This is a genomic window from Gordonia marina (assembly GCF_052036135.1).
GTDB lineage: Bacteria > Actinomycetota > Actinomycetes > Mycobacteriales > Mycobacteriaceae > Gordonia.
The window spans coordinates 17,457-31,249 of record NZ_JBPSDN010000007.1; the positions used below are offsets into that span (position 1 = coordinate 17,457).

The 13,793-nt window shown below is 73.1% G+C and carries 11 protein-coding genes; all 11 read left to right on the plus strand.

Translation table 11 applies throughout. The features are described from left to right. Positions 1–45 precede the first annotated feature (45 nt). The 11 genes from ACSEEN_RS05760 to ACSEEN_RS05810 all read left to right on the plus strand — a co-directional run bounded on the left by ACSEEN_RS05760 (position 46) and on the right by ACSEEN_RS05810 (position 13,771). Positions 46–2,121: a UDP-N-acetylmuramoyl-L-alanyl-D-glutamate--2,6-diaminopimelate ligase gene (locus ACSEEN_RS05760; RefSeq protein WP_440712673.1), complete on the plus strand. Its 2,076-nt coding sequence runs from the start codon at positions 46–48 to the stop codon at positions 2,119–2,121. Between the two features lie 124 nt (positions 2,122–2,245). Continuing rightward, positions 2,246–3,328, plus strand: a complete 1,083-nt coding sequence (gene mraY, locus ACSEEN_RS05765; protein ID WP_247864032.1) for a phospho-N-acetylmuramoyl-pentapeptide-transferase — start codon at positions 2,246–2,248, stop codon at positions 3,326–3,328. Next, positions 3,313–4,863: a UDP-N-acetylmuramoyl-L-alanine--D-glutamate ligase gene (gene murD / locus ACSEEN_RS05770; RefSeq protein ID WP_440712609.1), complete on the plus strand. Its 1,551-nt coding sequence runs from the start codon at positions 3,313–3,315 to the stop codon at positions 4,861–4,863. The genes mraY and murD overlap by 16 nt, the downstream gene beginning before the upstream one ends. 1 nt (position 4,864) lies before the next feature. Continuing rightward, positions 4,865–6,874, plus strand: coding sequence for a putative lipid II flippase FtsW (gene ftsW / locus ACSEEN_RS05775; protein WP_440712610.1), 2,010 nt, complete (start codon positions 4,865–4,867; stop codon positions 6,872–6,874). Next, positions 6,871–8,007: an undecaprenyldiphospho-muramoylpentapeptide beta-N-acetylglucosaminyltransferase gene (murG, locus tag ACSEEN_RS05780; RefSeq protein WP_440712611.1), complete on the plus strand. Its 1,137-nt coding sequence runs from the start codon at positions 6,871–6,873 to the stop codon at positions 8,005–8,007. The genes ftsW and murG overlap by 4 nt, the downstream gene beginning before the upstream one ends. Continuing rightward, positions 8,004–9,464 carry a UDP-N-acetylmuramate--L-alanine ligase gene (gene murC, locus ACSEEN_RS05785; RefSeq protein ID WP_440712612.1) on the plus strand — a complete coding sequence of 487 codons (1,461 nt, stop codon included), beginning with the start codon at positions 8,004–8,006 and terminating at the stop codon, positions 9,462–9,464. The genes murG and murC overlap by 4 nt, the downstream gene beginning before the upstream one ends. Then, positions 9,461–10,228 carry a cell division protein FtsQ/DivIB gene (locus ACSEEN_RS05790; protein ID WP_247864027.1) on the plus strand — a complete coding sequence of 256 codons (768 nt, stop codon included), beginning with the start codon at positions 9,461–9,463 and terminating at the stop codon, positions 10,226–10,228. Before murC ends, ACSEEN_RS05790 begins: the two co-directional genes overlap by 4 nt. 136 nt (positions 10,229–10,364) lie before the next feature. After that, positions 10,365–11,528 (plus strand): cell division protein FtsZ, encoded by a 1,164-nt coding sequence (ftsZ, locus tag ACSEEN_RS05795; protein ID WP_440712613.1) that lies wholly within the window; start codon positions 10,365–10,367, stop codon positions 11,526–11,528. Then, entirely contained in the window at positions 11,528–12,256 is a 729-nt protein-coding gene (pgeF, locus tag ACSEEN_RS05800; protein ID WP_440712614.1) for a peptidoglycan editing factor PgeF, read from the plus strand. The genes ftsZ and pgeF overlap by 1 nt, the downstream gene beginning before the upstream one ends. Further along, positions 12,253–12,990, plus strand: a complete 738-nt coding sequence (locus ACSEEN_RS05805) for a YggS family pyridoxal phosphate enzyme (RefSeq protein ID WP_440712615.1) — start codon at positions 12,253–12,255, stop codon at positions 12,988–12,990. Before pgeF ends, ACSEEN_RS05805 begins: the two co-directional genes overlap by 4 nt. A gap of 55 nt (positions 12,991–13,045) precedes the next feature. Then, positions 13,046–13,771: a cell division protein SepF gene (locus tag ACSEEN_RS05810; RefSeq protein WP_247864023.1), complete on the plus strand. Its 726-nt coding sequence runs from the start codon at positions 13,046–13,048 to the stop codon at positions 13,769–13,771. Positions 13,772–13,793 lie beyond the last annotated feature (22 nt).

Consider the following 13,793-nt stretch of genomic DNA (forward strand, 5'->3'; position numbering starts at 1 on the left):
CGGTAAGGGTGTGAGCAGCAGGTGGCGGAGAACGCGCAGCGGGCGATGGTGCGCCCGGAGCGGCCGGTCGGCGCGGACCTGACCGAATTGGCCGGTGTGTCGGGTGCCGAACTGGTCGGCGACAATCGGCGTGTGCTCGGGGCCACGCTGCGCGCGCAGCACGCCGCCCCCGGCGATCTGTTCGCAGCGCTCCCCGGCAGCCGGGCCCACGGTGCGCAGTACGCCGCGGACGCCGTCGCGGCCGGTGCCATCGCGGTGCTCACCGATCCGGCCGGGCTGACGCTGCTCCGCGCCGCCGAGGCCACGGCCGGTGTTCCGGTCCTGGTGCACGACGATCCGCGCGCGGTACTCGGCGTGATCTCGGCCCGCGTCTACGGCGACCCCTCGCGGAAGTTCACGCTGATCGGCGTCACCGGCACCTCCGGGAAGACGACGACGTCGTATCTGACCGAGGCGGCGCTGCGGGCCGCCGGACACCGGGTGGGGCTGATCGGGACCGTCGAGACCCGCATCGACGGGGTTCCGGAGCCGAGTTCACTGACCACCCCCGAGGCCCCCGACCTGCAGCGGCTGTTCGCCGTGATGGCCGAGCGCGGCGTCGACGCGGTGGTGATGGAGGTGTCCAGCCACGCCCTGTCGCTGGGCCGGGTGGACGGCTCGTGCTTCGCGGTCGGCGGTTTCACCAACCTGTCCCAGGATCACCTGGACTTCCACCGGACCATGGACGAGTACTTCGACGCCAAGGCGCGGCTGTTCGCCGGTGACTCGCCGGTGCGCGCCGCCGTCGCGGTGATCTGCGTCGACGATGCCGCGGGTGAGCGGATGGCCGGGCTCGCGCGGGAGAGCGCGGAGCGGGTCGCCACGGTCGCCACCACCGGCCCGGCCGGTGACGCGTCGTGGTCGGTGGCCGGTGAGGTGACCGCCGACGCCGGCTCGCAGACCGTCGTGGTGGCCGCACCGGGCGGCGCCGAGCATGTCATGACGGTGCCGCTGCCGGGTGCCTACAACATCGCCAACGCGCTGCTGGCGGTCGCGCTGGCGGACGCCGCCGGGGTGCCGGTGCCGACCGCGATCGGCGGTCTGGCGCAGGTCGCGGTTCCCGGCCGGCTGGAGAAGGTGGATCGCGGGCAGGACTTCCTCGCCGTCGTCGACTACGCGCACAAGCCGGCGGCCGTCGAGGCGGTGCTGGCGACGCTCGCCGCGCAGACTCCCGGGCGGATCGCCGTGGTGCTGGGCGCGGGTGGCGACCGAGACACCGAGAAACGCCCGCTGATGGGCGCCGCCGCCGCGCGCGGCGCGGACCTGGTGATCGTCACCGACGACAACCCGCGCAGCGAGGACCCGGCCGCGATCCGGGCCGCGGTGGCCGCCGGGGCGCGCGCCGTGCCGCCCGCGGAACGTCGTGCGGCGCAGATCCGGGAGACCGGTGACCGGGCGGCGGCGATCGCCGAGGCCGTGGCCTGGGCCGCCACCGGCGACACCGTGCTGATCGCGGGCAAAGGACACGAGACCGGCCAGGAGATCGCCGGGCACAAGTACCCCTTCGACGACCGCCGGGTGCTCGCCGACGCGCTGGACCAGCGCGCAGCCGGCGACCAGGTGCTGGCCGTGCACCTGCCGGCCGAGCCGGTGACCGTGGATACGGCACGCAGCGCGCTGCGCGAGCTGGTCGCCGAGGCCGCCGACAGCGGGGTCGGCAGCGCGCACCGGGAGTCCGGTGACGACGAGGCCGCCCATCGTCGCACCTGGGCGATCTTCGGTGAACTCGCCGCCGGTGACGACGCGCCCGTCGACGACGAGAACGCGCGCTGCCTCGCCTACGACCTGCTCGGCCGCCAAGCCGTGCGCCTGGCCGTCGACCAGACGGTCGCCGTCGGCGGCTCGCGCGCCGTCCGGGCGCTGTACCAGGGCGCCATCATGGAGGGCTCGTGGGGCGACGAGGCCGGGTTCGCGGCCACCGTCGACGAGCTCGTCGCGCAGCTGACCGAGGCGGCGGGCACCGCGGGCGCCCCGCGGGCCGGCGACATCGTGCTGGTGTGCGGCGGACCGGACCTGCGCCGGTCGCTGCTTTCCCTGTGGGAGGCCGACCCCGCCCTCGACGTGCGGGTACGGACCTCATGACACCTCACCCGTGTCACACCGGCCACAATCACCCAGGTCGATACCCGTCGGTAGGACGGGTGCGCGCTAGGGTTTTCAACCGGCCCTCGCACACGGCGGCGGTCGATGACGAAGGACACTCGGCATGACTCAGATCCTGATCGCGGGGGCGATCGCGCTGGCCGTGGCGATTCTGCTGACGCCGGTACTGATCCGGGAGTTCTCGCGGCGGGCCTGGGGTCAGGAGATCCGCCAGGACGGCCCGGCCAGCCATCAGGCCAAGGCCGGCACCCCGTCGATGGGCGGCCTGGCGATCATCCTCGCGATGTGGGCCGGGTACCTGGGCTCGTACGTGTACAGCTGGGCGATGGGCGACGGCGGGCCGACCGCCTCCGGCCTGCTGGTCCTCGGGCTCGCCACCGGCCTGGGCTTCGTCGGCTTCCTCGACGACTTCATCAAACTCGCCAAGCATCGCAACCTGGGCCTGAACAAGACGCAGAAGACCATCGGCCAGCTGGTGGTCGCGGTGGTCTTCGGCGTCCTGCTCCTGCAGTTCCGCAACGATCGCGGGCGGACCCCGGCCAACGACCACCTGTCGTACGTGCGCGACATCGAGGCCATCACGCTGACCGGCGTCGGCTTCGTCATCTTCTGCTGGCTGGTGGTGTACGCCTGGTCCAACGCGGTCAACTTCACCGACGGCCTCGACGGCCTCGCCGCCGGGTCGACGGCCATGGTGATGGGCACCTATGTGCTGATCACCATCTGGCAGGAACAGCATGCCTGCGACATCGTGGACAAGAGCGATCAGCTCGCCACCTGCTACAACGTCCGCGACCCGCACGACCTGGCGCTCGTCGCGATGGTCGCGGCGGCGGCCTGCCTCGGCTTCCTCTGGTGGAACGCGGCCCCGGCCAAGATCTTCATGGGCGACACCGGCTCGCTGGCCCTCGGCGGCGTCGTCGCCGGTCTGTCGATGACCACCCACACCGAGCTGCTGATGATCGTGATCGGCGCGCTCTTCGTCGCCGAGATCGTATCGGTGATGATCCAGGTCGCGTCGTTCCGGACCACCGGCAAGCGGCCCTTCCGGATGGCGCCCTTCCACCACCACTTCGAGCTCGGCGGGTGGGACCAGACCACGGTGATCATCCGGTTCTGGCTGCTCACCGCCATCTCGTGCGCGCTCGGCCTGGGACTCTTCTACGGCGAATGGGTGTCGGGCTGATCGTGGGATTCTCGACCGATCCGCTCGACCTGAGCGGTGCCCGCATCCTCGTCGCCGGCGCCGGGACCACCGGGGCCGCGGTGGTGCGCGCCGTGACCGGGCTGGGCGCCTCGGCCGTCGTCGTCGACCGCCGGTTCGCCGGCGCCGAGTCGGACGCCGAGCACGCGCCGGAGCGCTATCTGACCGGGGCTGGGGCCTTCTCCGGCGTCGACCTGGTGGTCACCTCGCCCGGCTTCAACCCGACGAACCCCTTCCTGCTCGCGGCCCAGGCCGCCGGGATCGGAGTGTGGGGCGACGTGGAGCTGGCCTGGCGGCTGGACCGTGCCGGTCTGACCGGCGCGCCCCGCACCTGGCTGGTGATCACCGGCACCAACGGGAAGACCACCACCACGGCGATGACCGAGTCCATCCTGCGGGCCGCCGGAATCAGTGCGCTGGCCTGCGGGAACATCGGTCTCACCGTGCTCGACGCGCTGTCTGCTGAGCCGCGGGCCGAGGTGCTGGCCGTGGAGCTCTCGTCCTTCCAGCTGCACTGGGCGCCGTCGGTGCGTCCGCGGGCCGGAGTGGTGCTCAACATCGCCGACGACCACCTCGACTGGCACGGCTCCTTCGAGGCGTACCGCGACGCCAAGGCGCAGGTGCTTCTCGGGGACGTCGCGGTGGTCGGCCTGGACGATCCGGTGGCCGGGGCACTCGCCACACCGGCGGGGAGCAGGCGGGTCGGTTTCACCCTCGCCGCGCCCGGCCCCGGGCAGCTCGGTCGCCAGCACGGGATGCTGGTCGACGCGGCCTTCGACGATGCCGGCGGCCCGCGGCCGATCACCCGGGCGCCCGCCGAACTGCTGCCGGCCGACCGGGTGCGCCCGGCCGGACCCTCCGGGATGGCCGACGCGCTCGCCGCGGCGGCGCTGACCCGGGCCATCGGGGTGTCCACGGCGGCCGTCGCCCGCGGACTCGCGACGTTCTCGCCGGCCGCGCATCGCGGGCAGGTGGTGGCCCGGATCGGTGAGGTCGACTTCATCGACGACTCCAAGGCCACCAACCCGCACGCGGCGCAGGCCGCGATCGTCGGGCACGACCGGGTGGTCCTGATCGCGGGCGGTCTGCTCAAGGGGGCGCCGGTCGACGACCTGGTGCGCACCTGCGCCGGACGGCTCACCGGAGTGGTCGCGATCGGCCGCGATCGGCAGGTGATTGTCGACGCGATCGCGCGACACGCCCCACAGGTCCCAGTAGTCACAGTGTTCACAGGAGACGATGGCGGGGTGACTCTTCAACGCATCGCCGGTCCCGACGTGACGGCTCCCGCGGACGGCGCTCTCGCTGCCGGGCGGCCGGACCTCAGCGACGCCGACGCCGTGATGGCGCAGGCCGTCGGCCAGGCCTGGGCGCTGGCCCAGGACGCGCCGGACACCCGTGCGGTGCTGCTGGCCCCGGCCGCCGCGTCGCTGGACATGTTCGCCTCCTACGGTGCCCGCGGCGACAGTTTCGCCGCCGCCGCCACGAGGCTGGCCGGCGCCGTCGCGGAGCGCTGACATGCCGGGCCCAGGCTCGCAGCGCGACGACGCGGACGCCGGGATCGAGGACACCGTCGCCGACGAGGCGGCGATCGACGACGAGGCCGTCGACCACGCACCCGCCGACCACGCGCCCATCGACGACACGGACGTGCCCGACGCGGCCCCGGCCGACGACGTCCGGGAGGACGGCGCCGGAGCGGACGACGCTCGGGAGGACGCCGCCGCGGGCGACGACACCGAACCCGCGGGTGACGACGTTCGTCCGCGGCGCCGCGCCGCGGCGGCGTCCGCGCGCCGCCGGCCGGGCCGCGCGCCGCGGCGGTCCGCCGCGCGCCCGCTGACCTTCGGTCTGCCCACCGTCGACCTGCGGACCTGGATCTCCACCGCCCGCGAGGGCATCCGCACCCTGATGGCGCGCCCGCTGACGTCGTTCCACCTGGTGGTCGGGCTGGCCGCCATCCTCACCGTGTTCGGCCTGATCATGGTGCAGTCCGCGTCGTCCGTGGAGGGCTACTCGGAGAGTCACTCGGCCTACGGCGCGTTCGCCATGCAGGTCGTGTTCGCGATCATCGGCTGGATCCTGTTCTACGTCGTGCTCCGCTTGCCGATCCGCTTCTTCCGCCGGTTCGCGACCTTCGGGTTGCTGGTCAGCCTGGCGCTGCTGATCCTGGTGCTGGTGCCGCACCTGGGCGTCAAGGTGGACGGCGCGCGCCGCTGGTTCGAGGTGGCCGGCGTCTCGATCCAGCCGTCCGAGCTGGCCAAACTGGCGCTCTGCATCTGGGGCGCGCACCTGCTCGCCTCGCGCCGCACGGCCGGGGCGACCGGCAAGGAGCTGCTGTTCCCGCTGCTCCCGGTGGTGGTGTTCATGTGCGCGCTGATCATCCTCGAACCGAATCTCTCGACGACGATCATCGTCGTCCTCATCACGGCGGCGCTGCTGTGGTTCGCCGGGCTGCCCGGCCCGGTCTTCGCCGGGTTCGCGGGCTTCTTCGTGCTGGCCGGTGCCGTCGCCGCGTTCACCGCCGAATACCGCGCGGCGCGCGTGTTCAGCTTCCTCGGCTCGGCCGACCCGCTCGACGGGGGCTACCAGGCCATGCAGGCCAAGTACGCACTCGCCAACGGCGGCGTCTTCGGCGTGGGTCTCGGGCAGAGCACCGCGAAGTGGAACTACCTGCCGAACGCGCACAACGACTTCATCTTCGCCATCCTCGTCGAGGAGACCGGCCTGATCGGCGGGCTGATCGTGGTCGGCCTGTTCCTGCTGCTGGCGTACGTCGGCATGCGGATCGCCCGCCGGTCCGCCGACCCGTTCCTGCGGCTGCTCACCGGCTCCATCACGGTGCTGATCACCGCGCAGATGTTCATCAACGTCGGCTACGTGGTCGGACTGCTGCCGGTGACCGGTATCCAGCTGCCGCTGCTGTCCCAGGGCGGCACGTCGATGCTGACCATGCTCACCATGCTCGGCCTGATGGCGAGTGCGGCCCGGCACGAACCCGAGGCGGTCGTCGCGCTGTCCGGTGCCGGCCAGCGCGGCCTGTCCCGGCTGCTGCGGCTGCCCCGGCCGGCCGCCTATCGGGCCCAGGTGGTCGACGGCGCCCGCGACCGGCTCGACCGGCGCCGGACCGCCGGGCGTGCCCCCGAGCCCCGGCGCGAGCAGCGGCGTGCCCCGCACCGCGGCGGCCGTCCCGATGCCCGGTCAGCGCCGCGGACCCCGCCGCTCCGGACGCCACCGCTGCGGACTCCACCGCTGCGGACCCCGGCCCCGCGCACGCCGATGGACAGGCCGTCGGCGCCGCGGCAGCAGGCCTCCCGCTCGCGGGCCGGCCGCGTCCCACCGCCGCGGACCTCGCTGCCGCCCCTCGACGACCGGCGCCGCGCGCCGCGGGCGGCCGCACAGCGCAGCGACGAGATCCACTATCCTGATCGGCAGGCGAGCACCCGGATTCCGCCGGATCCGCGCCGGTCCGCGGCCCGCGACCGGGCGGCAGGCTCGCCGCGACGAACGGAGTACAGGCACCGGTGAGCAGCAATTCTGGCCTTTCGGTGGTCGTCGCCGGCGGGGGCACCGCGGGACACATCGAGCCGGCGCTGGCGGTGGCCGATGCCGTCCGGCGCCTCGACCCGCTCGCCCGCGTCACCGCGCTCGGCACGCCGAAGGGCCTGGAGACCACGCTGGTCCCGGCGCGCGGCTACGACCTGCGGCTGATTCCGCCCGCGCCGCTGCCGCGCAAACCCGGCATGGACCTGCTGAAGACGCCGTACCGGCTCGACCGGTCGGTGCGTGCCGCCCGCCGGGTCCTCGCCGAGGTGGACGCCGACGTCGTCGTCGGTTTCGGCGGTTACGTCGCGCTGCCGGCTTACCTGGCCGCCCGCGGCCGGGCGGCCCGCCGCCGCCGGATTCCGGTGCTGATCCACGAGGCCAACGCCAGTGCGGGCATCGCCAACAAGGTGGGACAGCGGCTGGCCGACCAGGTGATGGCGGCGGTACCCGGCTCCGGTCTGGCCGGCGCCGAGGTGGTCGGTATCCCGGTCCGGCGCGCCATCGCCGACCTCGACCGCGCCGCCCTGCGAGACGAGGCGCGGGCCTTCTTCGGCCTGGACCCGCAGGCGCCGGTGCTCCTCGTCTTCGGCGGCTCGCAGGGTGCGCAGCAGCTCAACGAGGCCGTCGCCGGTGCGGCCGGCGCCCTCGGCGCCGCCGGGATCGGCGTCCTGCACGCACACGGGAAGAAGAACACCGTCTCGCCCGAGTCGCCCGCCGGGGCGCCGCCTTACGTCGCCGTGCCCTATGTGGACCGGATGGACCTGGCCTACGCGGCCGCCGACCTGGTGATCTGCCGATCGGGCGCGATGACGGTCGCCGAGGTCACCGCGGCGGGTCTGCCCGCGATCTACGTGCCGCTGCCGCACGGCAACGGCGAGCAGCGGCTCAACGCGCTGCCCGTCGTCGACGCCGGTGCCGCCCTGCTGGTCGACAACGCCGAGATGACGTCCGACTACGTGGCCCGCGAGGTGCCCGCCCTGCTCGGCGACCCGGCCCGGCTGGCCGCCATGACCGCCGCCGGCGTCGGCAGCGGACACCGCCATGCCGCGGACAAGGTCGCTGCGGCCGCGCTGTCGCTGGCCGCCGAGCATCGCACCGGGCGGGCCGAACGATGAGCGACTCGCTGCCGCAGCAACTCGCCCGCGTCCACATGGTCGGCATCGGGGGAGCGGGCATGTCCGGTCTCGCCCGGATCCTGCTGGCCCGCGGCGGCCAGGTGTCCGGTTCGGACGGCCGCGACGGCCGGGCGCTGATCGACTTGCGGGCGCGCGGCGCGCAGGTGCGCATCGGGCACGACCCGTCGGCCCTCGACCTGCTCGACGGCGGCCCCACGGTCGTCGTCACCACCCAGGCCGCGATCCCGGCCGACAACATCGAACTGGTGGAAGCCCGCCGCCGCGGCGTCCCCGTGCTGTACCGGCCGCAGGTGCTGGCCCAGCTCATGGACGGCTACCGGACGCTGCTGATCACCGGAACCCACGGTAAGACCTCGACCACGTCGATGGCGGTCGTCGCGCTGCAGCACTGCGGCACCGACCCGTCGTTCGCGATCGGCGGCGAACTCAACGAGTCGGGGACCAACGCGCACCACGGCAGCGGCCGGATCTTCGTCGCCGAGGCCGACGAGAGCGACGGGTCGCTGCTGCAATACCGGCCGGACGTGGTGGTGGTGACCAACATCGAGGCCGACCATCTCGACTTCTTCGGCACCGAAGCGGCGTACGTCCAGGTCTTCGACGACTTCACCGGCCTCATCCGCCCCGGCGGCACGCTGGTGGTCTGCCTCGATGATCCCGGCGCGGCGGCGCTGGCCGGGCGGCAGACGGATGCGCTGGCGCAGTCCGGCGTCCGGGTGATCGGCTACGGCACCGGCCGGCACGCCGACCTGGCCCCGGGCGTGCCGCTCGCCGGACGGGTGCGGTCGATCACCCCGCGCGGCACCGGTAGCAGCGCCGAGGTGGAACTGACCCGCCCGGTGGTCCCGACGCCGGTGAAGCGGGGCATGCAAGTGACTCTCCCGGGCGATCACATGGCCCTCAACGCGCTCGGCGCGCTGCTCGGCTGCCTGTCGGTGGATCCCGGGGCACAGGCCGCCTCGGTCCTCGACGGGATCGAGAGCTTCGGCGGGGTGCATCGGCGCTTCGAGTTCCGCGGCACCGCGGGCCGGGTCGCCCTGTACGACGACTACGCGCACCATCCGACCGAGGTCCGGGCGGTGCTGACGGCGGCGCGCTCGGTGGTCGGCGACTCCGGCGGCCGGGTGATCGCGCTGTTCCAGCCGCACCTCTACTCGCGGACCGAGGAGTTCGCGCCGGAGTTCGCGCAGGCCCTGAGCCTGGCCGACGAGGTGATCGTCGCCGACGTGTACGGCGCCCGCGAGGAGCCGCGCCCCGGGGTGACCGGGCGGCTGATCTCCGACGCGGTGACCGTGCCCGCGGTCTTCGTCGCCTCGGTGTCCGACCTGCCCGCGGCGGTCGCCGACCGGGCCCGGCCCGGCGACCTGGTGCTCACCATCGGCGCCGGTGACATCACCATGCAGGCGCCGCCGATCCTGGCCGCACTCGAATCGTGAGACAGGCCCGCACGCACGACCCGCAGCGCGCCGAACGTGCCGAACTCCGGCGCGCCGGCCGCCGTCGGCTCTGGCGGGCACTCGGCATCCTGGCGCTGCTGGCGGTGCTCGGCGGTCTGGTGGCCGCGGCCTACTTCTCGCCGCTGATGTCGGTGCGGGAGGTCCAGGTGACCGGCACGGCCGGGGTGCCGCAGCAGGAGGTCCTGACCGTCGCCGAGGTGCCGATGGGCAAGCCGCTGCTCCAGGTCGACACCGCGGCGATCGCCCGGCGCGTCTCACGGATCCCGGCGGTGGAGGCGGTCCGGGTGGATCGCAGCTATCCCTCGGCGCTGCACATCGCGGTCACCGAGCGGACCCCGCGGGCGCTGATCAAGCAGGCGGACGGCCGGCTCGGCGTGATGGACCGGCTCGGGGTGGTGTACGTCGCGTACGCGTCGCGCGCGGCGATGGGCAAGACCGCGATCGGCGGTGTCGCGCTGCGCGACCTGCCGGTGCTCGACGTCAGCGATCCGGGCCCGCGCGATCCGACCACGCTCGCCGCGCTGGAGATGATCGGCGGGCTGCCCGGCTGGCTTCGCCCGCAGGTCGAGTCGGTGTCGGCGTCGTCGCCGGCCGACCTGACCTTGCATCTGACGAAGGGGCGCACGGTGATCTGGGGTGATGCCGAGCGCGGCGCGGACAAGGCCGACGCCCTCTCGCACATCCTCCCGATGGCGGGGAACACCTACAACGTCTCCGCGCCCGACTATCCGGCCGTGAGCTGAGCAGAAATTCCGGCGTCGTTCGGCGCGCCTCCGTGCGCAGCGCGGAGGGCTCGATACCGTCGTTCTCAACACCGGTACTTGACATAACTATAACCCTTTGGTTGAGCTTTAGGGTTCTGCAGCACAGGAAGGCATCATGACGCCACCCCACAACTACCTGGCCGTCATCAAGGTCGTCGGCATCGGCGGCGGCGGCGTCAACGCCGTCAACCGCATGATCGAGCAGGGCCTCAAGGGCGTCGAATTCATTGCCATCAACACCGATGCGCAGGCGCTGCTGATCAGCGATGCCGACGTGAAGCTCGACATCGGCCGCGAGTCCACCCGTGGACTCGGCGCCGGCGCCAATCCCGAGGTCGGCCGCAAGGCCGCCGAGGATGCCCGCGACGAGATCGAGGATCTGTTGCAGGGCGCCGACATGGTCTTCGTGACCGCGGGCGAGGGCGGCGGTACCGGCACCGGCGGCGCGCCCGTCGTCGCCGGAATCGCGCGCAAACTCGGTGCGCTCACCGTCGGCGTCGTGACCCGCCCGTTCTCCTTCGAGGGCAAGCGGCGCGGCAACCAGGCCGACGAGGGCATCGCGGCGCTGCGCGAGTCCTGCGACACGCTCATCGTCATCCCGAACGACCGTCTGCTGCAGCTGGGCGACTCCCAGGTCAGCCTGATGGACGCGTTCCGCAGCGCCGACGAGGTGCTTCTCAACGGCGTGCAGGGCATCACCGACCTGATCACCACCCCGGGTCTGATCAACGTCGACTTCGCCGACGTCAAGGGCGTGATGAGCGATGCGGGCAGCGCGCTGATGGGCATCGGTGCCGCGCGCGGCGAGGACCGGGCGCGCAAGGCCGCCGAGTCGGCGATCAACTCGCCGCTGCTGGAGGCCTCGATGGAGGGCGCGCGCGGCGTGCTCATCTCGATCGCCGGTGGCAGCGACCTCGGCCTGTTCGAGATCAACAACGCCGCCACGCAGGTCCAGGAGGCCGCGCACGAGGACGCGAACATCATCTTCGGCACCGTGATCAACGACAACCTCGGCGACGAGGTGCGTGTCACGGTGATCGCCGCGGGCTTCGACGGCGGCACCCCGCGCAAGCGGGTCGAGAACCCGGCGGCCACCCGGGCCGCAGGCACCGTCGAGCAGGCGCAGGCCGGCCGCACGGCCACCCCGCCCGCCGACGACCCGCTGTTCGGCTCGCGGTCGTCCCGGCAGGCGGACCCGTTCGCCGACGCGCCGGCACCGCGCCGCAACACGGTCCGGCTCGACGACGACGAGGTCGACGTCCCCGACTTCATGAAGTGATGGCACCGCACACGCCCGCGCGGCGGGTGCGGCGCGTGGTCACCACCCGCGCCGGCGGTGTGTCGCGCCCGCCCTACGACTCGTTCAACCTGGGTGACCACGTCGGCGACGATCCGGCCGCCGTCGCGGCCAACCGGACACGACTGGCCACCGATCTCGGCCTCGCGCCGCGCGACGTGGTGTGGATGGAGCAGATCCACAGCCGCACCGTGACCGTGGTCGACGGCCCCGTCACCGAGCCGGTGCCGGCCACCGACGCCCTCGTCACCACCGCGGAAGGCCTTGCCCTGGCCGTCCTCACCGCCGACTGCGTCCCGCTGCTGCTCAGCGACGACGAGGCCGGCGTGATCGCCGCCGTGCACGCCGGGCGCGTGGGCGCGCGTATCGGTATCGTGCCGGCCGTCCTGGACACCATGATCGGTCTGGGCGCCCGGCCGGAGCGCATCGGTGTGCTGCTCGGCCCGGCGGCGTCCGGCGAGCGCTACGAGGTGCCGCCGGAGATGCAGCGCGACGTGGAGAAGCATCTGCCCGGCAGCGCCTGCCGCACCGCCAAGGGCACCGCCGGACTCGACCTTCGGGCCGGCATCGAGCGCCAGCTCCGCGCCGCGGGGGTCACCGGCATCGCCGTCGACCCGCGCTGCACCATCGCCGACCCGGACCTGTTCAGCCATCGCCGCAGCGCGCCCACCGGCCGTCTCGCGTCGGTGATCTGGATGGAGCGGGAGTGAGCGCTGACCCGCGGAGCGACGAGCTGGCGGCCGGGCTGGCCGCCACCCGGGAGCGGATCGCCGCGGCCGAGGCGGTCGCCGGCCGGGCACCCGGCAGCGCCCGGCTGATGGTGGTCACCAAGTACTTTCCGGCCGACGATCTGGCCCGCCTGGTCCGGCTGGGCGCCACCGAGTTCGGCGAGAACCGCGAGCCCGAGGCCGGCCGGAAGGTGGCGCAGGTGCGCGCGGATCTGCCCGGCGCCGACTTCACCATGGACATGATCGGTTCGGTGCAGCGCAAGAAGGCCAAGACCATCGCCCGCTGGGCCCGGCGCGTCCAGTCCGTCGACTCGCCGGAACTGGTGGCGGCGCTGGCGACCGCCACGACGGCCGCGCTCGAGCGTGGCGAGCGCGATACGCCGCTCGGCGTCCTGCTGCAGATCAGCCTCGACGGCGACCCGGCGCGCGGGGGAGTGATCGAGGCCGATCTGCCCGCACTGGCCGACGCGGTGACCGCGCACGGCGGCATCCTGAGCCTGGACGGCCTGATGGTCGTCGCGCCGCTCGACGGCGACCCGGATGCGCACCTGGCACAGGCGGCCGCGATCGCCGAGCGCTTCCGCGGCGCGTATCCGGATGCCGCCGAACTGTCCGCGGGCATGTCCGGTGACCTGGAGGCGGCGATCGCACACGGATCGACGTGTGTGCGTGTCGGAACCGCAATCATGGGGCCGCGGCCGTTACTCTCGCCCTAGTCACATTGGTCACACGGGAACCAAAAAGATCATTCATCACCAGGAAGGCATCTCGATGACGACGATGCAGAAGTTCAAGGCATATTTCGGCATGGTGCCTCCGAGTGAATACGAGGACGACTACCTGACCGATCCGGCCGACCGCGCACCCGCGCCGATGGGCGACGCCTACGCTCCGGCGCCCGCCCGCCACGGCGAGGCGATGAGCGCCCGCGAGCGCCTGTACATGGAGCGCTACCGCGGTGCCGGTGCGCACGACGAGTACTACGACGAGCCCTACGAGGCCGACTACGCCGAGGTCGACTACGCCCGCCGCGGTGACGATCGGGTGTACGCCGCCCGCGCCGTGCACGTGGAGGCCGACCTGGGCCCGGCGCCGATGCGTGGCCGCCTGGAGCCGCTCTCGCGGAGCGCCAACGTCACCGCCCGCGGCGGTGTGATGGCCGTCCGCGGCGCCAACGCGCTCGCCCCCGAGGTGCGGCCGGAGGTGGTCGCCGAGACCGCGAGCCGGATCACCACCCTGCGTCCGGCCGACTACTCGGAGGCCCGCACCATCGGCGAGCGCTTCCGCAGCGGCAGCCCGGTGATCATGGATCTGGTCGAGATGAACAACGACGACGCCAAGCGCATGGTCGACTTCGCGGCCGGCCTGGTCTTCGCGCTGCGCGGCTCGTTCGACAAGGTCGCGACCAAGGTGTTCCTGCTGTCGCCGGCCGGCGTCGAGGTGACCCCGGAAGATCGTCGCCGCCTCGCCGAAACCGGCTTCCACAGCCAGAGCTGAGAGGATCGCCACGCGGGGCGCC